Source organism: Brevibacillus sp. MS2.2, from assembly GCF_013284345.1.
Taxonomy (GTDB): domain Bacteria; phylum Bacillota; class Bacilli; order Brevibacillales; family Brevibacillaceae; genus Brevibacillus; species Brevibacillus brevis_C.
This window is the reverse complement of sequence record NZ_JABSUZ010000044.1, coordinates 1-21,081: the sequence shown is the minus strand read 5'-3', so window position 1 is coordinate 21,081 and position 21,081 is coordinate 1. Positions and strand designations below refer to the sequence as shown.

Genomic DNA, 21,081 nt, shown 5'->3' with positions numbered 1-21,081 from the left:
GAAAAAAAGGCAAAAAACTTGAGAGGTAGATAAAAAATGACAAAAAACGATGACAAGCAAAGGATCGCAACGCAAGTAGCACCTGATATTTTTTGTCTGGAAATACCTACGCCTTTTGATGTGGGGGCAGTAAACGTCTACTTGTTAAAAGGGGAACGCTTGACCTTAGTTGATGTGGGGCCATTGACCGACGATGCGTGGGCGGCCTTGACAGAAGGCTTAGAATCGATTGGGGTAAGCGTGCAAGATATCGAGCAAGTCATACTAACGCATCATCATGTGGATCACTGCGGGCAGTTAGAAAAAATACGAGAAACATCGGGAGCGAAGACGTTTGCCCATCCACAGGCAACCCCTTATGTACAGCAGGATGAGCAGTTTATGACTTTTCATGATCAGTTTTTCGAAGAGCTGTACATCCAGAGCGGTGTACCGGAAAAAATGATGGTCATTATCTCGAAATTTCACAAGCTGATGAAGACGTTTTCTGCGCCAAGCCAGATTGACTTTCATCTGAAGCATGAGCAAAAGGTTCCGTACTTGGAGGACTGGCAAGTACTGTATACACCAGGACATAGCCAAAGCCATCTGTCGTTGTATCGGGCAAAGGATCATGTCATGATTGGTGGAGACCATATCATCAAGCGAATTTCATCCAATGCCTTCATTGAACCACCCCGGAATCGTTCGAGTACAAGACCACTGACCTTGATCCAATACCGCACAGCGTTGCAAATGTGTGCGGACATGGAGATCGAACAAGTCCTCAGTGGACACGGTCAACCGGTTTACAATCATCGAGAGCTCATACTCGCCCGTCTGCAAAAGAACTGGGAGAGGACAGACACACTCCGTAGGCTTCTTGCAGATGGAGAAAAGACAGCTTTTGAATTGAATGCTCTCTTATTCCCAAACTTGTACAAAAAAGAATTACCATTGACGCTATCCGAGACATTAGGGCACATTGATTTATTGATGATTCTCCATCAGATTGAAGTGAGAGAGCAGGATCAAGTCTTGTATTACCACTTGTAAAACCTGATCGTGCAAGAGAAGCTTGCAAGTAGAATAAGCCTATTCCTCCCCGGAAACGCTAAAAGGGACTATTACCCTGGGACCCCACATGCGGCTGACCCAGGGTAGCCGAGGGAGGGTAGCATCTATGCAGAAGTATTTGCCCATTTGCGTGATGGCTCTTGTGTGTACAGTTGTTGTAGGTGGCTGTAATCAAATGAGTGTGAAGCAGGATGCGAATACAACGTTTGAACAGGTACGTGACAAGTTCGAAGCGCAGAAATCGTATGCGTTCTACGGCCAAACCAAGCTGTTGACGGCGAATAGTGCCAATGCGAACATGGTTAACTTTTCAGGCAGAAAGGACGGAGAGGCTGTTTACATGAACGTGAAGCTCTCTGTCCCGGAAGAAAACAGAGTGGACAACTTATCCTTGCTCAGCCATGGGAACAAGCTGTATACCAAGCATGATCAAAACGAAAGCTGGAAACATGTCGCAGGGGATAGCCCGGCCCTGCATCAAGAAATGAACAACTGGAACCCCATCGCTTCCTTTCAGCAAATCGACAACATGAAAAGAAACGTCCGGATGCTGCCTGATGAGAATCCAAAAGACGATTTTGAGGCGTTCGGAGTCGTATTGGATTCTGCCAAACTAAAGAGCTGGCTTGTTACCCAAATGCAAGAGCAAACAAAATCCGGAGCAAAAGTCCAATCGATAGCAGGGCGAGAGAAACCCTACATACCGAAGCTAAAGCTAGCGATGTCTCTCTCGGAAGGCAATTGGAGGGGGACTCCTGCCCATCATTCTGGACCCACAATTCAGTCCAAGAAAAAGGTGGACGTAAACGAGCTCGTGAACCAAATGGAAGTAGAGGCAGAGTACACGATTCACTACAATAAAAAAACGATGCTCCCCACAAACATGACGATGTCCATTCGATCTGCGTACGATTTGAACGATCAGCGTGTAAAAGAGCATACGCAGGTAGAAACATATTTGCAGCAATATGGAACAGTAGCCCCCATCACAGCTCCAGAGGAAAAAAGCAAATAGGGAGTAGGAGTAATCAAGTGAGACGTTCCTCTTGCTAAGCAGACAGGAGCGTCTTTTTTTCTGTCAGGGAAAATTGAAAAATTGAGGTAACGTGCTCGATGCTTTTTACGTACTTCTTATGTGAAAGAAAAACTATGCGATAGCGGTTTTTTTCGATGGAATCAGCATTTCGAGAAGGAATACTGGAAAACATTGTCGAACATACAACAAGACTATCTTTTTTCGTCGAATAATCTGTACAATAGGAAAGATGCCTGATGGATCAGACGAAAATGCGTATTTTATCCGCAGCAGCGAAGCTTTTTGATGTTCATGGCTACAAAGGAACCTCCGTAAGACAAATTGCCTCTGTTGCTCAAGTAAATTCCGCGCTGATTTCCTATCACTTTGAAGGGAAGCAAGGAGTCCTGGAGACGTTGATTGCTTCTTACTTTGAGACGATGTTTCGCCTATTGGAAGAACTGGAAAACGAGCAGGAAAACATCCCTGCCTATCAACGATTGGAACAAGTTGTGCACCTGTATTTGCAATTTCAATGTGAGCATGCGCCTATCACGCGTTTGATTCATCGTGAGCTGAGCGTAGAATCCATGCTTGCACGTGAAGTGATGACACTATATATGAGCCGATGGAAACACGGGCTTTCGCGCGTCATCGAGGGCGGTGTCGTCTCGGGTGAGTTTTTGCCCGTCTCTATTGATCGTACAGTACTGGCTATGACGAGCCAGATGATATATCCATTTTTGCAACCACAAATGGTTCGCCAGGTCTATGATCTGGAACCATCTTCCGAGGAGTTCGTCCAATGGCTGCAGACCTCGATTATGTGTTATCTGCGAGGTTCTTTGCTGCCTGCTTAGGCGTGGCCTCTCCCAATGAATGATTCTAGTAAGGGGATGTATGACAAGTGAAACGAAAACTATTCATGCTCTGTTTGGCAGGCATGTTGCTATATACGAATCCGGCTTATGCGACGCCGTTTCCAGATAAAAAAGACGAAGTTGTTCAGGACGCTGACAACTATTTGAAAAAAGAAGACAGGACGGCCTTTGCAAATTCATTGAACGGCATACCGGGCAGCTACAAAGTCGTGGTCGTGGAAAGCACGGCACCAGAAGCCGAATCTCCAGATATCTACGCGCAAAAGCTGTTTGACAATTACAATTTAGCCGACGATGCACTCATGATCGTACTCGACATGAACACCGAGCAGTTGGGGATTTATGCTGGTCCTAATTTGCAGGCAAAAGGTGCCACGATGGCATTGCTGCATGACAAGGTCGCGTCTTTCTATGAACCATTCCGTACACAAAAGCAGTATTTGACCGGGATTCAGACGTTAATTGCGGAAGTAAACCAAGAGCTTAGCCGTATTGAAAGCAAGCAAGCAACAGCAAAACCGGGTGCGACCGACGCTAGTAAAGCGGAAGAAAGCGAAAGCAGTAGCGCACTCGGAGGTATTCCATGGTGGATCTATCTGGTTGGAGCAGTATTTGCTGGGCTATCGATCGGCTTGATTTACGCGATGATCAGACGCCGTGCTATTTTTGCCCAAGTAGATGATGTAGAGGATTGGAAGGAAGAGCTCGTTGAAAAAATCAATGTCATCGAGGTAGAAAAACCGCTTCGTCGTTCCAGCGGCATGACAGAAGTACGTTATCACCACTTGGCTGACAAAAAAGAAAATCTGTTGCGCATTCGCATCCCTGATGTGGAAATGATGATTCTCGATGCAGAAGAGGCTTGCGATCGCTTCCGTTTTACGTTGGCACTTGGCATGCTAAATGAGGCGAGAGAGGCCATTTCAAAAATTGAGGAAGAGCTGAATGAGTTAAAAACAGACACTTCCAACGTGGCAGTTACCAAGCAAGAAAACAAGGTTGTTGTTCCTGAGATCGGAAAGCAAGTGGAGCAGATGGAACGACGCTTGTCCGATTTGCGTCTGGAGTACGGATTGTCTTTCCATGAGCTGAAAGCATCGCTCGATGAAGTAGATACGATGCGAAAACTCGTGAAAACTTCGCGGGCGGCAGGGGACGACATTGCGGCGTACGAAACCACACAAAAAGCTCAGCAAGTGCTTGAGCAGGTGGGACAAGCGATGGAGCTCATTCCGAAGCTTGTGCAACGCGTGAAAAAAGAATTGCCGGAAGAATTCAAGCATCTGGAAGAAGGAATCGAGCAGGCCGTTCGTGACGGCTTTGATTTAAAACAGGATTCCTTGGACAATGCCCTCTTGCAGGCGAAGCAATTGGTCATGTCCGCGAAAAGCGCTTTGGAAGAGGGCAGCCTGGAAATGGTGTTGACTCATGTCAAAGCGTTCGAAGTACTCCTTGATGCGACGTATCAAGCAATAGAAGATGGCGTTCTTGCCCGTGAAGAAGCAGCAGCGACGGTATATACAGAAGTGGAACCGCAAGCAGAAGTGAATCAAGACAAAGATGAAGCAGAATTTATACAGGTCGAAAAGAGAGCCGAAGTAGCAGAGGTGGAACAGGATGATTCGCTACAGCAAGTAGCTGCGACATCCGCGGCTGTGGAGCGGGAGATTCGTATACCTGAGCCGACTCCAGCTAGCGAGACCGAGCATTCTACCAGCGAGGCAGATTCTGAAAAGCCGACTCCTCTCCAGCAGTCGAAAGTAGAAGAAGAGCGAACGGTGCGAGGAAAATCCTCAGAGCTGAGTGAAGCTGAACGTTCTGTTTTGTTGCAAGCAATTCCTCAGCTTTTCAATAAAAAAGCACAAAAGCCTGCTCCAGCAGTTAAAGCTGAGGAGCCTGCTTACGTAGAAGAAGAAGAAGAGTATGAACTGGTCATGCCGAAGAGTCAGCCTGAACAGGAAGAGGTAATTCCGGAAGAAGAAGAGCAAACATATTTGGTCATCGAAACGGAAGACGATGCGCTGGATGAACTGGAGCGAATTTCTAACACATTAGTCCGCGTCCGTCAGCAAATCAAGCGCAGCTACTTGCCGGGGATTCCGGATCAATTGAAATACATGTTTGAAGAAGTCGTGCAAACGTTGGGCCGCGTGCAAACGATCATGGAGCAGTACCGCTATGATCTGGAAGAGGTGGCCATGCTGGTTCAGGACGCGAGTGATTTGGTCGACGAAACAGAGCGGATGGCAGAACGTATTATTACAACTTGTCAGATGGCAGAGGGTGCCATTCAGTATACAAACCGTTACCGTCGCCAAAATCGTCAGGTGAATGAGTTGTTGACAAAGGCAGAGATATCATTTCGACAACTGGCTTTCGCAGAAGCCTATCAGCTTGCCGAGGAGGCCCGTCTGGTAATCGAAGGCGCACCAGCCGAAGAGGACAACCGTTGGCTTCTCCGCCGTAAGAAAAAGGGATGAGTCCGATGATGATCTTTCCTCTGTTCTTACTGGTAGTTGGCATTATCGTCATGGTACAGCCGCGGACAAAACGCTGGCAATCGCGGATGAACGCCTATTTTCAAGGAGACGAAAGGCGCATCAAGCAGCGTGCCAACACGTTTTTTCTGTTGGGCTTAGCCTTTTTGTTCGCTGGATTTGCGTATTTGTTCCGCCTTGTCGGATAAACCAATAATGAATAGTAAAGCACCTGCTAGGAAAAGATGGACGTGCCTTCTTTTGTAGCAGGTGCTTTTTGTTGGGCAAAAAAAAGAAGCATCGCTCACGCAGGCGATGCCCCATCTAGGAAGATAAAGGGAGTAAGGTCTGTTAAACCAGCACATTACAACTAGGGGGGAGTAATGTGCTGATTTCTCTTTTCATGAAAAGAGAACCTGATTCATAGTTTCCCCAATCCCTCTTGGTCTAAACGTCATTCTCGTAAAAAAATTCAAATGCTTCCTGCGCACTATGTGTACCCGCAGAATGGCCGGACGAAAAGGCGATAGTGATGTTGTAGCCACCGGTATGGGCGTGGACGTCCATGACCTCACCAGCAAAATACAGCCCATCCATGAGCTTGGATCTCATCGAACGTGGATCGATCTCTTTCACGCTCACGCCGCCACCTGTAATGAACGCTTCCTCAAGAGAGAGCGTTCCCGTAATCGTGAGTGGAAAAGTTTTGATCAAGCTCGTGAACGTGCTCCACTCTTGTTTCTTCATATGGCTGTAGGTCGTTTCCTCCGAAATTCCTGCCATCGCAAGCAAGAGGGGAATAATCCGTTCGGGGAGGAAGCCTTTGATTGCATTTTTTACTGCCTTTTTTGGCTGCTCCTCAATCAGTTGCCAGCTTTCTGCCATGATTTCCTCGGCCGTTCTGTCAGGCATGAGATCGATCGTCAGAGATAGAGGTACCGCTCCGTATTTTCGTTGCGACACAGAGACATAGTGCCCCATTCGCAGGGAGGCGGGTCCTGATATTCCGAAATGAGTGAAGATCATATCGCCTTCTTGAGTGTTGATCTTTTTCCCATTGGGCGCATACAAGGTCATCGTGATATCACGCAGCGACAGACCCTGAATGGATTTATCGCGAATAAAAGAGTCATTGGCTGTAAGCGGTACTTCAGTAGGATACAGCTCTGTGATCGTGTGCCCGGCTGCTTTCGCCCATGCATAGCCATCGCCTGTAGACCCTGTCTGTGGTACAGAACAGCCTCCGACAGCAATAATTACACAAGGCGCGGTGATTTTCTCACCGGACTGAAGCATGATGCCGCCGACTCTCCCTTCCGAATAGAGAACTTCTTTTACAGCGGCATTTAAATGGATGGTGGCACTTTGGCGCTTCAATAAATCAATCAACGCTTGAGCGACTGTCACAGCTTTATCTGTGACGGGAAACATACGGCCCCGATCCTCTTCTTTTAACGCGACACCTATCTCCTCAAAAAACTGGATGATCTCCCGGTTGCCGAATTGGGTGAGAGCACTGTACATGAAGCGGCCATTTCCCGGCATTTGTTTGATTAATTCATCTTGCTCCTTGGCATTGGTTACATTACAGCGACCGCCACCAGAAATGATGAGCTTGCGTCCGAGTTTCGAGCCTTTTTCCACGAGACAAACTCTTGCTCCTTGACCAGAAGCAGCAATAGCAGACATCAGCCCAGAGGGGCCGCCGCCTATGATGATAACGTCATAATTGTATTGTGATCGATTCATTTCATTCTCGTCCTTTGTTGTATAGGGTTGGGGCAACCACCATTTTACCACAACCTGCTCACGGGGCGCGCAATTCTAGTTAGGATCGAGAGGACGAGGCACCTAAAATATCAGTCAATGGCTGCTTTTCTAAGACGTAACGTACGGTAGATTGACCACGGAGGATATTCGAGACGACATATCCTTTGGCAAAATACGCCGTGAACAATTCGCGCGTCATCTCTCTCCACAAGGAAGCGACGGCCATATCTGCTCGTTTTACATCCTGGAAGAAGGCAGGGACAGGGAGCAGTACAATAGGCTCTTCGCATGACAAATCTATTTCGATGGGATGTGGAATACCATCCTTGATTTCTAAACGCAACAGGTCAGGCACCTGTTCAAAAGAGGGAGTAGAGTTCTTCCCTGCCTGACGCGATTCCACACGATCGCTTCCGATAAACCATTCCACGAGGAAACGGTCTGTTGGCAGTCCACGATTGAAGTCGTCATCGAGCTGTCCGTAGCAGTTTGGCAAGTAAGTGCGAACGATACCGCCGAGCTTGGCTATGTTCAGAACACCGTTTACGGTTTCAAGCGGATCGTACGTCCATGTTATTTTGGAATAGCCTGCTGCCGCCGCTTCATCTTTTTGCAGCCATTTCATTTGTACGCCCAGCCCTTGCTTGCGATACTCTGGCAAAAAGCCGAGCATGTGCGAACAAAGATGGGGTTCTCCGTTGGTGAAGCCCGGGAAGCTGTACAAAAAGCCGATCATTTCCTCGCCATCGAACGCCCCTAAAAACAGACCCCCAAACTTTTGCATGGTGAGTGTCATATGGTGGGGAATAGCAGTAGATGGGTCCCATATTTGCCCCTCCATTGCTTCTAATTGCTCAATTTCACTGATTTCGACCAACTTTCGTAACGTGATTGCCATCTACGATTTCCTCCTCAAACGATTCGTGTTTTTTTCTTCATTCGGGACAAGCTCTCGCATTCCTGCTTGGGAGTAGTTGCGTCTGCATTCTCTCTCGCTGATAATAGAGAAGGATAACAGGCATGAAACTAGGGTCGAGGAGGATTTTTGGCGATGGAAAATAAATTTCAGGTTGAACTGTGGAACCGTTTGACGCAAGCACCAGGAGCGCCTGGCTTCGAAGGTCCGGTACGCGAGATTATGCGGGAATACATAAGCAGCTATACGAGTGAACTCATGTACGACAATTTGGGCAGTATTTTTGGTGTGATGCGTGGTAACGAGAACGGTCCCAAAATTATGGTAGCGGGTCACATGGACGAAGTCGGCTTCATGGTCACGCGAATTTCTGATAAAGGATTTATTTCATTCCAGACGTTGGGAGGCTGGTGGGGGCAGGTCCTGCTCGCGCAACGTGTACAAATTATTACGGACAATGGACCGGTCGAAGGCGTAATCAGCTCGATCCCGCCGCATGTCTTGAGCGACGATCAGCGCAATCGCCCGATGGATATACGCAACATGTACATTGATATCGGAGTGGATTCACGTGAGGAAGCAGAACAGGTAGGGATACGGGCTGGCCAGCAAATCGTTCCGGTTTGTCCGTTGCAGGTCATGGCCAATCCGCGCCGCATCATGGCTAAAGCATGGGATAATCGCTATGGTTGCAGTTTGGCAGTGGAGCTCGCAAAAGAGTTGCACGAAAAACCCGATCATCCGAATGTCGTCTACGTCGGGGCCACTGTACAGGAAGAATTGTCCGGGCAGCGCGGGGCGAAAACTGCCGCTGCGTCCATTGATCCAGATTTGTTCTTGGCATTGGATGCGAGTCCAGCCACAGACATACCAGGTGTAAAAGATGACGGCGGCAAGCTCGGCGGTGGACTTTTGATGCGCATCTACGATCCGATGTACGTCATGCCGGTAGGATTGCGTGAGCTTCTTATCTCCACGTGTGAAGAAGAGAACATTCCGTACCAGATTTATGTGGCAAAAGGTGGGACGGATGCAGGGGTCGTACAGTACCATGGCAAGGGAGTGCCGTCTGCCGTTATTGGAATTCCTTCCCGATACATTCACAGCCATGCTTCGATCATTGATCGCGAGGATTACGAGGCAGCCAAGCGTCTCTTGTTCAGTGTCATTCGCAAGCTGGACCGTGCGACGTGGGAATCCATTTTGCCGAGATAAATGGTCTGGAGAAAATCGTCGAGGAAAGAGAAAGCGGAGGAGTGCTTTTGAACGCGATCATATTGTATACACGGCGTCAGGGCGAAGCGACGTCCTTTGAATTTAATGTGTTTGACAATCAATTCGCTACGGAGAATCTGGCAGTGCGCAAGGTGCTGATGGCAATGCTTGCAGCCGTTTCCAACAACTTGACCGATCTGGAAGTGGAGTACAACGACAGCATACTGGTGGAAAAGGTCGGGGCGAAGCGTGCCGGGGAGCTGCTTCGTTTTCTAGGTGCAACCAAAGAGAACATGCGGGAAAATCTGAGCAATGGTGTAGTCGTCAGCCGGACCTTTCAAGCGCCTTTTACACAGGAGCGCTATGAATACTTCTACAACTTGACGGACATCGCACAACTGTCACACTATCGCTTGAAAGAGGGCAAAGAAGATCGCATCGTGTTTTATTTCACACGCTATCTCCAACTGATTGTGCCTGATGAAAAGTCTCGCCAAGCATTTTTGGACAGATTGGAAGAATTTTCACTACCCTACAAGCTCGTACCGATTGCGTAAAGGAAACGAAAAAAGTCATTTTGCCCTTGCATGAAGGCGCAAAATGACTTTTTTTATTGATTGCCTGAGGCTAGGTGGAAGGACGATTTGGCCCCTCCAGTTTTTTGTCTCCATAGCCCGGTGCATCGTTTTGAACGCTTTTGGGCTGGCGATTGCGCTCGTCTGGTCGATTTTGCTGTACAGAGGAATTCTTGTTTTGCTTGGTCATATAACTACCCCTTTCTCAGAACCATGGCTGCCAAGTCGAATTTGTTTTTTTGCGATGCGGGAGGATACATGGTCCTCCAATTGGATGAACAGGGAGGTGAGCGGCACTCGCCTAAGCACTTCCATTTGCTTTTCGGGTTGATGCTGCGTGTGTTCCTCTGCGTTCATGTGGCCCCCTCCTTTCTTCGATTTTTTGAGGGTGAGTCAAGCACATTGTTTTTGTGGCGGGGAATTGCATATACGGCAAACAGACCAAGAATGGCCGCCAAAAACAGCGTAATCACTCCATAGCCAATCCACGGATATTTACTGCCGACTCCCCCTAGCTTTTCAACCATTGCTCCACCCAATCCCGTCCCAAGAGCCGTCCCAAGACCAGATACGAAATTGGAAAAGCCGAAGTACGCTCCGAGCCATTCTTCTTTTGCGAAATGAGTGACGAGACTGTCCAGCATCGGCATAAACAGCATCTCACCCAAAATGAAAAGAAGCGCTGCCCCGCACAATGTGAGAAAATGGTTCGCCCATCCCATGAGCGTAAGCCCTGTACCCAACAAGATCGTTCCCATCGTGACAGACAAGTACGGATTGATGCGCTGTAGAACAAAGCGTGAGATCAACCCTTGCAAGACGACGACACTGAGCGAGTTGATCGTCCAGATGAGACCAATCATCGTAGCAGAATGCAGGACATGCTCTCCCCGCAGTGGCAGGATCATAGCGAATTGAGCGTAGACTGCCCAGATTAAGAGCGAGATCACGGAAAAAAGCAGAAAGCTGCGATGGGTCAAGATGTGACGATACTCCTTGATCGGGGTTTGCTTGCAATCTGTTCCCACACAGCGATCATCGGGAAGGATGAAGCGAGAAAAGACAGCAAGTGCTCCGTACACAAGGGCTGCAACGAGAAATGGCTGTTTCCCACCCGCTGTCATCCACGTAATGACCAAGCCCGCGACAATGATCCCGCTGTGAGCGAGTATCCCTCTCCACGAGAAGGCAGCGGTTCTTTGGCTCTCATCCACTTCATCCGCGATCATGGCTTTAATGGTAGGAGCGAGCAGGCCAAGACCCAAACCGTTGACAGAGGAGAATAACAAGAAGAGACCATAGGAATGGCTGTAGTGATAGCCTGCCATGGCACAGCCTTGAAGAAATGCCCCCAAGGCTAGGATGGAGCGTCTGCCCCAGCGATCGGACATCAAGCCGCCTGCCAGGCTTCCGATTTGGTATGTGATGCTTCCCGCAGCCAAAATGATGCCGACTTGGGAGAGAGAAAGAACCCGTACCTTTTGCAAAAAGACTGGGAAGACGGGAATGACCAGATAAGAGGCCATGTGCATGAAAAAGACGGCTATCAGTAACAGCAAGTAAGGCTTGTTGCGTAACAGAGATCCAGTAGAGGCTGTCATGTTCGGCTCCTCTTTGATTCATTCCTCTCTAGTATGCTCATCCTGCTTTATGAAAAACGTCTAGTCGTTTTTCACAAACCCAAAGTAGGCCACTACACAAAATCGATATGAGGGCAGGCAAGCGTCCAATCCAACAAACGTGGAACCACATATACCTATAGGGAAAGGTACCATGGGCGGTAGGGAATGGTGCGAGGAGCGCGGCAGGATGAAGGGGGGATCTGACGTGAGAGGATTTGGTTTCTTCAACGAGGAAGGTTTCGAAGTGATCATCTGGATCATCGTGATCGTTTTTCTCCTCGTTATATTTTTTGACGAAGGGATAGATTAAGATGAGTGGAAATAGGCCGGTTCGGCAATTGAATCACTATTACAAAACAAACGACGCTTTCAAGAAATGGATAAAGGCCAATGAGCAATGGTTCAAGCAAAATCCAGAAGTTTTTAACCAGATGCTGCGCAATCCGAAAATGGTTAACTTGTTTACGGATCTCATGATCATGAACTCGCCGCGCATTGAAAAGAAACTGAAGAAATGGAGAAGGAACCAACGCTGATCGATCCGGCATGCTGCCAAATAGAGCATGCCGCTTTTTATTTGGAACGCTGACGAGTTCTGTTATAAAACCGGGATGAAGAGCGTAGGGATAAGCATATGCTGCTTGTTCGAAGAAAGGATGAAGCACAACATGGCACAAGTCATTTTGACGTTTTTCGTGGCTTATGGCATTGTGGTCGGCGGCGCTCTTTCAGGTGGGGTGGGCGCCTTTCTCACAGAAAAGCCTCCGCTGCTATCTATGGCCCAATTGGCTGACCAGCTCAAAATATGGGGATTGGTTGGGGCATTGGGTGGAACCTTCGATTCGTTTTTGCAGATCGAAAAAATACTGATGGGAAATTTGACACCTGTCTTTAAACAGCTTGTGATGATCGTCGTCGCATTCTTGGGTGCCCATATCGGAACGATTTGTGTGCATTGGCTGGTACAGGTGCGCTCATGAAGGTGATTCTTTGGAAACGTTACCTCGCTCTTTTGCTCATGGGGTGCGTGTTAGGCGGAACCGTGATTTTATTTACATACGGACGCGAAATGGAGCAGATGATGCTGATCAAGAAAAGCTTGGAGCTGCAAAACAAAAAACTGTACGAGGAAAATCTGGAGCTGAAGCAAAATCAGCGGGTCTATCGCAAAAAGCAAGAGACTGTCATCGAAGACGTACGCGCTTCCGTACTCACAGCGGATCAGAAGCAGCCGCTTCATGCCACTATTGTGGTACAAGTAGTCGACCGTGTGGAAAAGGATCTCGCTTCGTTAAAAGGGAAGAAGGTTGAGCAGGTTGCGGAGGTCCATCAGGTCTTGCATGAAATGCTGCGGCGCCGCGAATATATTTTGTCTGATCGAACGACTGTGGAGGTACGAATCAAAACGGTGGTGATCAGTAGAACGCTGCATGTGTTCGTGACAGCGGAAGTTATACCCGATGATGTTTGGCAAAAGATTGCGCGAAACTTTCTATTTCTTCCGCCGTATATTTCAATATAGAATATCTGATAGCCAGATCAGGTAGGTCTGGGTCGGTATAAAGGAGAGGCGAACACATGTCCATGTTCAAAAAATTATTGGCTAGTGTAGGTATTGGCTCTGCGCAAGTAGATGCACGTCTTGAGCAGGATTCACTCATTCCCGGAGATATGGTCAGAGGTGAGGTCCATATCAAGGGAGGAGATGTCGCCCAGGAAATCGACGAAATCTACATGTATGTCGTCACACACTATGAAAGAGAAATCAACGACTCTAAGACGAAGGAAGAATGCACACTTGTAAAATATCGTCTGTCTGAGCGGGTACAATTGAAACCGAAAGAAGAAACCGTTCTGCCATTCGCTTTTCAATTGCCGTATGAGACGCCATTGACGATGGGGCGTCAACCCGTTTACTTGCGGACAGGTCTTGATATTAAAAATGCGATTGACCCGGGGGATTCCGATTTCATCGAGGTTCGCCCACATCCGTTAATGTCCAAAGTGTTGGATGCTGTTCAACAGATCGGATTCCAGCTATATAAGGTAGACTGCGAATACAATCGTCACCTTGGTCGCAATCATCCGTTTATACAGGAATTTGAATTCCGTCCGACAGGGCCATACCGTAGCCAATTGGAGGAGCTCGAAGTTGTCTTCTACCTCCGCGATGGCGAATTGGAAGTTTTATTGGAACTGGATAAACGTGCACGAGGCTTTATGGGAGCATTTGAAGAAGCGTTTAATCTCGATGAACGCTATATTCGTTTCCGCTTAACGAATGCAGACGTGAACAAACATACGCATGTCATTGCAGAAGCGATTGAAGCACTCATTAAGCAGCAGCTTCGCTAGAGAATGATACAAAAAAGGCATGACGGGGTGAAATTGACCACTCTGTCAGCCTTTTTTCTTTATGAAGATCGTAATCATCGCCCTAGTGGATAGTCACTGATCTATCAATTGGTGTAGAGGCCTCTCCCTAAATTCCTGTACACAACTCTCTTTCTAATTTTTCGATTTGCATGTATAGGGCTGGATTTTTCTGACAATACTGTGAGCATGAAGAATCCAGAGGAGGATATTATTATGAATTTGTTAGAAAAAACGCGAAAAATTAATGTGATGCTTCAAAAAACAATGGGTGGCAGCGGTGTAGGCTTCCAAGATCTCGCAAGGCTTTTATCTGAAGTGATTTCTGCAAATGTTTACATCATTACCGCAGATGGTTCGATCCTGGGAAGTGGAATGAATCAGGAGATTTCCCTGCAAGAAGAAGGTCGTTCATCCACGCAACTACAGGAAGGTGTACATCAGAAGCTGCTGGAAGTTACACAAACCTTGGCGAACGAGCCGATTACCAGTCCGTACAGCCTGGTTCCAAAAGAGTTGAATTCGATCTTCCCGCAAATGATGACGACGATTGTTCCTATCAATGCAGGGGGAAGCCGTCTTGGCACATTAGTCCTGCTGCGTGCTTACGGTCAGTTTGAAACAGAGGATCTGATTTTGGGTGAGATCGGTGCTACTGTGATCGGTATGAAAATCGTTCGTCAGCGCACAGAACAGATTGAAAATGAAGTGCGCGACAAAACATTTGCGAAAATCGCACTCTCTTCGCTGTCCTATAGCGAACAGATCGCGATTGAAAAAATTATGGAGCAATTGGATGCACGTGAAGGCTTGCTGGTAGCGAGTCAGCTTGCAGATCAAGCAGGTCTGACACGTTCTGTCATCGTGAACGCTCTTCGCAAGCTGGCAAGCGCGGGTGTGCTGGAATCCCGTTCGTTAGGGATGAAGGGTACATATATCAAAGTGTTGAATGACAAATTCCCATCTGAATTGGCGAAATGGAAAACCTCATAAATGGCATGAGCCACACAGAAGCTCTCCCTGTACGGGGAGGGCTTTTGTTTATGATTCAACAAGTATAGCAGAAGCGATAAAACGTTCATGATTTAGCGATTGAATAAATGATTTTCTTCCCTTTATAATGTCCACAAAGGTTTAAACTTCAAAAAAATCAAAAATTAAAGTCCATACTTCAATAACGAATGGAGGGTCTAAGAATGAAGGTGATTATTGGTGGGATTGCGCATGAAACGAATACGTTTTCCAATGTGCCTACGACGCTCGAGATGTTTCAAAGCTATGAGTGGGATTATCATGAAACGATTGTGAATCGCAATCGGGGCGTTCGCAACTTTCCGGGTGGGATGGTGGATCGCGCCGAAGAGCTGGGCATCGAGCTACTGCCGACCTTTCTCACCTTTACGTATCCAGCCGGGACGATTTTGCGGGAAGCGTATGACCGGATTAAAAAGGAGCTTCTTGACACGATTGCTGCGACAGAAGGGGCAGATGCCATTTGTCTGGGGCTTCACGGAGCAGGGGTCGTAGAAGGAATGGATGACCTGGAAGGCGACATTCTGGCATCAGTGCGTCAGTTGGTCGGTTATGACATTCCCTTAATTGTTACGCTCGACCTTCATGCAAACATGACACAAAAAATGGTGGATGAGGCCGACGCGCTCCTGGGTGTTCACCTCTACCCGCATGTGGATTGTTATGAACGCGGAATGGAAGCGATCGATCTTGCGTACAAGATGGTTACGGAAGGTATCAAGCCGACCATGCATTTGACCCGACTGCCACTCTTGATTCCGACATCAGCTACTCACCATTCCCCGGCACGCGAAATTAACGAAGCCTGCTGGGCATGGGAAAAGGAAGAAGGCGTCATCGACTGTGCATTCTTCCACGGATTTCCGTACACGGACATTCCAGAGCTGGGCGTTTCTGTTTTGAGCGTGACGAATAACGATCAGGAGCTCGCCAAAAAAGTGAGCGAAGATGTCGCCAGTCTGATTTGGGAAAAGCGGGATGAATTCGAGTTGAACATGCCTACTCCTGCCGAGGGAATTGCGATGGCACTGGAAACGGAAGGCATGCCCATCGTCATCAATGAGACCTCAGATAATCCAGGCGGAGGCACACCAGGAGACGGAACGCATTTACTGCGAGCAATGCTGGATGCCCAGCTGACAAATGCATGCTTTGGTTTTATTTACGATCCCGAAGTGGTCCAGATTGCCCATCAGGCTGGAGTAGGCGCTACCATCCAACTATCACTGGGTGGAAAGACAGACTACTTGCATGGAGAACCACTTGAAGTAACAGCCTACATCAAAGCTTTGACCGATGGAAAATTCATTGCGACGACGCCGATGGGCCAAGGGGGTCATGAGAATTTTGGCAAGTCCGTTCGTTTGCAAATTAACGGGGTTGATGTACTGGTTTGCTCCGTGAAATCGCAAGTGCTGGATGAGCAAATTTTTCTGTTGCACGGAATTGATGTGACCAAATACAAGATCGTTGCTTTGAAATCAAGCACACATTTCCGGGCATCCTTCGAACCGATCAGCGCACGCGTCATTACCGTCGATTCGCCGGGACTGACGACGCTCAACTTCCGCTTCTTCAAATACGAGCGCGCCATTCGTCCGATTTATCCGTTAGACCCAGCCACAGAGTGGAACCTACATCAATTGACAAGGAAGTAGATGATCATGGAATCCGTACAGGAGCGCATCCGCAAGCATTATCCGGAATTGACCAACCAACAAAAACTCGCAGCCAAATACATTCTCGCCGAGCCGAAGACCGTTGCACTGCAACCAGCCAAAGTTGTCGGGGCATTGAGCGGCACAAGCGAAACGACAATCATCCGACTATCTTACGCTCTCGCCTACTCCGGGTACAGCGAATTGCAAAATGAGATACGCAGCTCCTTATTGGAAAAGGTTCCAAAAGCTGATGCCATCCACAGTTTCCGAACAGCGGCTGTGGAGATGAAGGGAAAACAAGACCTGATTTCTTATAACATGGAGCAGGATGTTGCGTATATTCGGCAAACGTTAGGGGAGCTGCAAAAGGACCATCTTTTGCAAGCGGTTTCAAGTATTATGGCAGCCAAACACATTCTCGTTGTAGGGTTTCGCAGCTCCTATGCTCCAGCCCATTGGCTCGCCTTTACGCTGAATGTCGTCAGAGGAAACGCGCATCTGTACAATGGGCCAGTTGATGACGTCAACTATCTGTTGACCCAGATCAATCAGGAGTGGCTCGTGATCGCACTCTCCTTCCCCCGTTATACGAGTGAAACGATCTTGTTTGCAAAAGCAGCCAAAGAGAGAGGCGCCAAAATCATCGGGATTACAGACGATGAGCTATCTCCGATTGGGCCGGTAGCCGACCAAATTTTGAAAGTCACCGCACCTGCTCCTACTGCCTTAAAAGGAATGACGGCGATCTTTTCCATGCTGAATATTTTGATTAGTGGTGTGGTTCAGGCTGATGGCGAACAGGTACAACAAAGACTGAAAGAATACGAAGAGACAAGTCGACAAATATACCCGTTTGTGGAAGGGACAGAAGTGTAACGGCAATTGATAAGGGGGACGGGACATGAAGATTCACAAGTGGAAGCAAGGGGCCTTGAGTGTATTTGTGGCAACGGCGTTGATTGCAGGCTGCTCCTCACAGCCGAGCAATCAGGCGGGGAATGACACGTCGGCCAAAGGTAACACATTAGTCATCGCTTCCTTGACGGACCCAGACTCGCTTGATATGCACAAAACGAGCTGGCTGAGCATGGAAAACAGTTTAATATACGAGCCTCTATTGACCCGTGATGCAACAGGCAAACTCCATCCGGGTTTGGCAGAGAAGTACGAAATCTCGAAGGACGGCAAGGTGTGGACATTTATCCTCCGCAAAGATGTCCGCTATCACTCTGGCGATCCAATGACGGCAGCATCCGTAAAGGATTCGTTTGACCGTTTGCTCGCCATTTCGCCTGTGAAGGGGCTTGCAGGTCCGATTGAAAAAGTGGAAGCAGCAGACGAGTACACGCTCAAGGTGCATTTTAGCCAACCGTTTGCCCCATTTGTTAACGTCATTGTCGGCGGATTAGTCTCGCCTCTTGACGCCAAAAAGGCAAAAGAATTAGGAGATGGCTTCTCAGATAATCCATCTGCAACGGGGCCGATTATCTTTGACAAACGCGAGCGAGGTGCATCGCTCACCTACAAGAAAAATCCTGATTATAACTGGGGACCGGAGTACGCTGCCAACAAAGGCCCTCTGCAGTTTGACAGCATGATGTTTCGACTTATGAAAGACGACGATACGCGGCTGATGGAATTCAAAAAGGGTACGGTCCATGTGTTGTATGATGCGCCGCCGAACTCGGTTGCGGAGCTTGAGACACTGCCCGGAGTTAATATTGAGAAAGTGATGGACGTTGGAAACAAATACATCGCTTTTAACAACAAGCACCCGTTGTTTTCAGATGTCCGTCTGCGCAAAGCAGTAGCCCTCTCCGTAGATCGCGATCCACTTGTTCAGGTAGCGTTGAACGGATTTGGCAAGCCGGTCTATGGTCCATTGGCACCCACGATTTATGGCTACAGTGAAGCGATTGAAAGTAAGGCGAAGCAGTTGTATTCGAGAGATTTAGGCAAAGCCAAGCAGTTGCTGGCGGAAGCAGGCTGGACGGACAGTAATGGGGATGGCATCGTAGATAAGGATGGAAAACCGTTGTCTGTAGAAATGCTCGTCTCTCAAGAGCCAGCGTTTCAGCGAGCGGTGCAGATTTTGCAGAGCCAGTTGAAAGAAGCAGGTATTGATATGAAAATCAGCGTACAAGAAATGACGACTATAAAAGATCGCATTTCGAAAAAGTCGTATGACATGGCTTTGATGTACTACGGCTGGTTTGATGCAGATATCTTGTACCTCATCTTTGAAAAGAGCAATTCAACAAGCCGTACTCATTACACGAACCCTGAGTTGGATGTTTTACTGAACAAAGGACGTCTGGAAATGAATGAGCAGGCGCGTCTCAAGATTTACGAAGATGCACAGGAGATTTTGCTGAATGACCTGCCGTGGGTTCCGTTATGGGTGAGCGAGACAGTGGTAGCGACACGTGGTGTCAAAGGCTTTACGGTCAACCCGTACACGCAGGGCATTACGTTGCATGATGTCACGCTCGAAAAATAGACAACGGAGGTGAAGGCATGCGCCGATATGTAATAAAAAGATTACTTTCCCTGGTGGGGACACTGCTTGGCGTATCCGTCCTGATCTTCTTGATGGTGCACCTCATTCCGGGCGATCCCGCAACACAAATACTCGGACAGTTTGCAACACCAGAGGCCATCAGTCAAATGAGAGCGAAGCTAGGTCTTGATCAACCACTGTGGCAGCAATACATGCGGTTTGTCGGAAATCTGTTCGCTGGCGATTTGGGAACATCGTTATTCACTGGCGAAAAGGTATGGGATCAGATTATGAACCGTTTCCCAATTACCATGCAGCTTGCCATCCTTAGTGTCATTATTGCCGCAATATTCGGCATCTTGTTGGGCACGATTGCTGCCGTTAAGCAAAACACCTTCGTCGATCGACTTGTGGTGCTTACCTCGTTACTCGGTATTTCAGCACCCGGCTTCTGGATTGCCTTGTTTCTCATCTGGATTTTTGCTTACAAGCTGGCCTTGTTTCCGATTTCCGGCTATGAGGGGGTTCACTCCCTGCTACTGCCAGCGATCACCTTGGGTATGGCGGAAGCGGGGATGATCGCCCGTATGACCCGATCCAGCATGCTGGAAGTCATCAAGCAGGATTACATGCGGACAGCCGAGGCCAAGGGGGCGGCGCTTTTCCGAATCATAGTGAGCCACGGTCTGCCGAACGCCATAATTCCTGTTGTCACGATGTTAGGCTTGCAGTTCGGTTCGCTCATGGCTGGCGCTGTGGTGGTGGAAACCGTATTTTCTCTGCAAGGGATCGGCAGCATGGCGATTGAGGCGATCAGTAAACGGGATATGCCGACCATACAGGGCATGGTGTTTTTCATGGCGTTGATTTTTGCCTTAACCAATTTGATCGTGGATCTCATTTACAGCCGGATTGATCCGCGAATCCATTTCGACTAAGGAAGGAGCAGATGGATGGTGAACAGTAATCGTCCGGAGTCGTATTGGGGAGGGATGGGCAAACGGCTGAGACGCAATAAGACAGCAATGGCGGGTGTGGTCATCCTGATCGTCTTTACACTGGGTTCGCTTCTTGCTCCAGTCATTGCCCCTCATCCTGTCGAACAAATGAACTTTAACAGCCGATTAAGCGCTCCGAGTCTGACTCATCTTCTCGGAACGGATGATTTTGGCAGAGATATTTTTTCCCGTTTGTTGCACGGGGGGCGAATCTCCTTGCTGATGGGCTTGATAACGGTTGTGCTTTCTACCCTGATAGGTGTAACGCTCGGTATTATCGCTGGCTATTATCGTCGCGTGGATCTGTTTATCATGCAGGGCATGGATATTCTCATGTCACTTCCCGCACTGCTTTTGGCGATCGCTGTCATTGCGGTCTTGGGTCCCGGTTTAACGAATGCCATGATCGCGGTAGTCATTGCCGTTATTCCGTCTTATGTGCGGGTCGTTCGCTCTGCGGTCTTATCCATACGGGAAAAAGAGTACATTGAGGCTGTTCGCGCTCTGGGGATCAGGGATTGGCAGATTATGCTGAAACATGTTTTACCCAATATTCTCTCCCCAATCATCGTGCTTTCCACCATTCAATTCGGTGTGAGTATTTTGGCGGCAGCGGCCTTGAGCTTTCTCGGACTGGGTGCGCAACCGCCGATGCCAGAGTGGGGAGCCATGGTGTTTGTCGGCAAGGCATTCTTGAGTCAGGCCTGGTGGATGTCCATTTTTCCTGGATTGGCCATTATGCTGGTTGTCCTTGGCTTCAATCTGTTAGGTGACGGATTACGGGATGCATTCGACCCGAAAACGAGGTAATGGATGAAGGGGGCACGAGCTGATGAAAGAGGTACTCTTGGAAGTAGTTGATTTACGCTTGCAGTTTAAGACGGATAAGGGCGAGCTGCCAGCGCTGCAAGGCATTTCTTTTCAACTGAAAAAAGGTGAGACGGTCGCGCTGGTAGGCGAGTCTGGCTGCGGAAAAAGCGTGACGTCCTT

General features: G+C 48.3%; 23 protein-coding genes. 18 read left to right on the top strand and 5 right to left on the bottom strand.

Annotated features, from left to right (window positions below; all coding sequences use genetic code 11):
* Positions 1-36 precede the first annotated feature (36 nt).
* From HP568_RS26185 to HP568_RS26165, 5 genes are all read left to right on the top strand, one after another.
* Complete coding sequence (locus HP568_RS26185) at positions 37-1,035, top strand: MBL fold metallo-hydrolase (protein ID WP_173630656.1); 999 nt, start codon at positions 37-39, stop codon at positions 1,033-1,035.
* Between the two features lie 127 nt (positions 1,036-1,162).
* Complete coding sequence (locus HP568_RS26180) at positions 1,163-2,071, top strand: DUF6612 family protein (RefSeq protein WP_173630655.1); 909 nt, start codon at positions 1,163-1,165, stop codon at positions 2,069-2,071.
* A gap of 257 nt (positions 2,072-2,328) precedes the next feature.
* Positions 2,329-2,931: a forespore capture DNA-binding protein RefZ gene (refZ, locus tag HP568_RS26175; RefSeq protein WP_048033987.1), complete on the top strand. Its 603-nt coding sequence runs from the start codon at positions 2,329-2,331 to the stop codon at positions 2,929-2,931.
* A gap of 47 nt (positions 2,932-2,978) precedes the next feature.
* Positions 2,979-5,432, top strand: coding sequence for a septation ring formation regulator EzrA (locus HP568_RS26170; RefSeq protein ID WP_173630654.1), 2,454 nt, complete (start codon positions 2,979-2,981; stop codon positions 5,430-5,432).
* A complete protein-coding gene (locus HP568_RS26165) occupies positions 5,429-5,638 on the top strand; it encodes a hypothetical protein (protein ID WP_173630653.1) in 210 nt (69 codons plus the stop codon). Before HP568_RS26170 ends, HP568_RS26165 begins: the two co-directional genes overlap by 4 nt.
* Positions 5,639-5,876: 238 nt before the next feature.
* Here HP568_RS26165 and HP568_RS26160 read toward each other — a convergent pair whose 3' ends face one another.
* Positions 5,877-7,178, bottom strand: coding sequence for a BaiN/RdsA family NAD(P)/FAD-dependent oxidoreductase (locus HP568_RS26160; protein ID WP_173630652.1), 1,302 nt, complete (start codon positions 7,176-7,178; stop codon positions 5,877-5,879).
* Between the two features lie 79 nt (positions 7,179-7,257).
* Entirely contained in the window at positions 7,258-8,097 is an 840-nt protein-coding gene (locus HP568_RS26155) for a GNAT family N-acetyltransferase (RefSeq protein WP_173630651.1), read from the bottom strand.
* A gap of 153 nt (positions 8,098-8,250) precedes the next feature.
* On the opposite strand from HP568_RS26155, the gene HP568_RS26150 reads away from it, so the two are divergent.
* Positions 8,251-9,330, top strand: coding sequence for a M42 family metallopeptidase (locus tag HP568_RS26150; protein WP_048033982.1), 1,080 nt, complete (start codon positions 8,251-8,253; stop codon positions 9,328-9,330).
* Positions 9,331-9,371: 41 nt separating this feature from the next.
* Entirely contained in the window at positions 9,372-9,887 is a 516-nt protein-coding gene (locus HP568_RS26145) for a hypothetical protein (RefSeq protein WP_082196053.1), read from the top strand.
* Positions 9,888-9,957: 70 nt separating this feature from the next.
* On the opposite strand, the gene HP568_RS26140 is transcribed toward HP568_RS26145, so the two are convergent.
* Genes HP568_RS26140 through HP568_RS26130 form a run of 3 tightly spaced genes read right to left on the bottom strand, consistent with a single transcriptional unit; the run spans position 9,958 to position 11,506 of the window.
* Positions 9,958-10,095, bottom strand: coding sequence for a hypothetical protein (locus HP568_RS26140; protein WP_173630650.1), 138 nt, complete (start codon positions 10,093-10,095; stop codon positions 9,958-9,960).
* Positions 10,092-10,262: a hypothetical protein gene (locus HP568_RS26135; protein WP_162630224.1), complete on the bottom strand. Its 171-nt coding sequence runs from the start codon at positions 10,260-10,262 to the stop codon at positions 10,092-10,094. Before HP568_RS26135 ends, HP568_RS26140 begins: the two co-directional genes overlap by 4 nt.
* Positions 10,259-11,506: an MFS transporter gene (locus tag HP568_RS26130; RefSeq protein ID WP_173630649.1), complete on the bottom strand. Its 1,248-nt coding sequence runs from the start codon at positions 11,504-11,506 to the stop codon at positions 10,259-10,261. Before HP568_RS26130 ends, HP568_RS26135 begins: the two co-directional genes overlap by 4 nt.
* A gap of 332 nt (positions 11,507-11,838) precedes the next feature.
* Here HP568_RS26130 and HP568_RS26125 point away from each other — a divergent pair, with 332 nt between their 5' ends.
* The 11 genes from HP568_RS26125 to HP568_RS26075 all read left to right on the top strand — a co-directional run.
* On the top strand, positions 11,839-12,063 hold the full coding sequence (locus HP568_RS26125) for a hypothetical protein (RefSeq protein ID WP_173630648.1): 225 nt from the start codon (positions 11,839-11,841) through the stop codon (positions 12,061-12,063).
* Between the two features lie 132 nt (positions 12,064-12,195).
* On the top strand, positions 12,196-12,507 hold the full coding sequence (locus HP568_RS26120) for a YtrH family sporulation protein (protein ID WP_007720892.1): 312 nt from the start codon (positions 12,196-12,198) through the stop codon (positions 12,505-12,507).
* The gene (locus HP568_RS26115) at positions 12,504-13,049 is read left to right on the top strand and encodes a sporulation membrane protein YtrI (RefSeq protein ID WP_173630647.1); all 546 of its coding nucleotides are present in this window, start codon (positions 12,504-12,506) and stop codon (positions 13,047-13,049) included. The genes HP568_RS26120 and HP568_RS26115 overlap by 4 nt, the downstream gene beginning before the upstream one ends.
* Positions 13,050-13,105: 56 nt before the next feature.
* Positions 13,106-13,882: a sporulation protein gene (locus HP568_RS26110; protein ID WP_048033979.1), complete on the top strand. Its 777-nt coding sequence runs from the start codon at positions 13,106-13,108 to the stop codon at positions 13,880-13,882.
* Positions 13,883-14,116: 234 nt separating this feature from the next.
* Entirely contained in the window at positions 14,117-14,893 is a 777-nt protein-coding gene (gene codY / locus HP568_RS26105) for a GTP-sensing pleiotropic transcriptional regulator CodY (protein WP_173630646.1), read from the top strand.
* Between the two features lie 203 nt (positions 14,894-15,096).
* On the top strand, positions 15,097-16,590 hold the full coding sequence (locus HP568_RS26100) for a M81 family metallopeptidase (protein ID WP_173630645.1): 1,494 nt from the start codon (positions 15,097-15,099) through the stop codon (positions 16,588-16,590).
* A complete protein-coding gene (locus HP568_RS26095) occupies positions 16,591-17,469 on the top strand; it encodes a MurR/RpiR family transcriptional regulator (RefSeq protein WP_173630644.1) in 879 nt (292 codons plus the stop codon).
* Positions 17,470-17,494: 25 nt separating this feature from the next.
* Entirely contained in the window at positions 17,495-19,093 is a 1,599-nt protein-coding gene (locus HP568_RS26090; protein ID WP_173630643.1) for an ABC transporter substrate-binding protein, read from the top strand.
* Positions 19,094-19,110: 17 nt separating this feature from the next.
* On the top strand, positions 19,111-20,031 hold the full coding sequence (locus HP568_RS26085; RefSeq protein WP_048033974.1) for an ABC transporter permease: 921 nt from the start codon (positions 19,111-19,113) through the stop codon (positions 20,029-20,031).
* Positions 20,032-20,046: 15 nt separating this feature from the next.
* The gene (locus HP568_RS26080; RefSeq protein WP_056489352.1) at positions 20,047-20,901 is read left to right on the top strand and encodes an ABC transporter permease; all 855 of its coding nucleotides are present in this window, start codon (positions 20,047-20,049) and stop codon (positions 20,899-20,901) included.
* Between the two features lie 22 nt (positions 20,902-20,923).
* On the top strand, positions 20,924-21,081 hold a 158-nt coding region (locus HP568_RS26075), incomplete at its 3' end, for an ATP-binding cassette domain-containing protein (protein WP_173630642.1).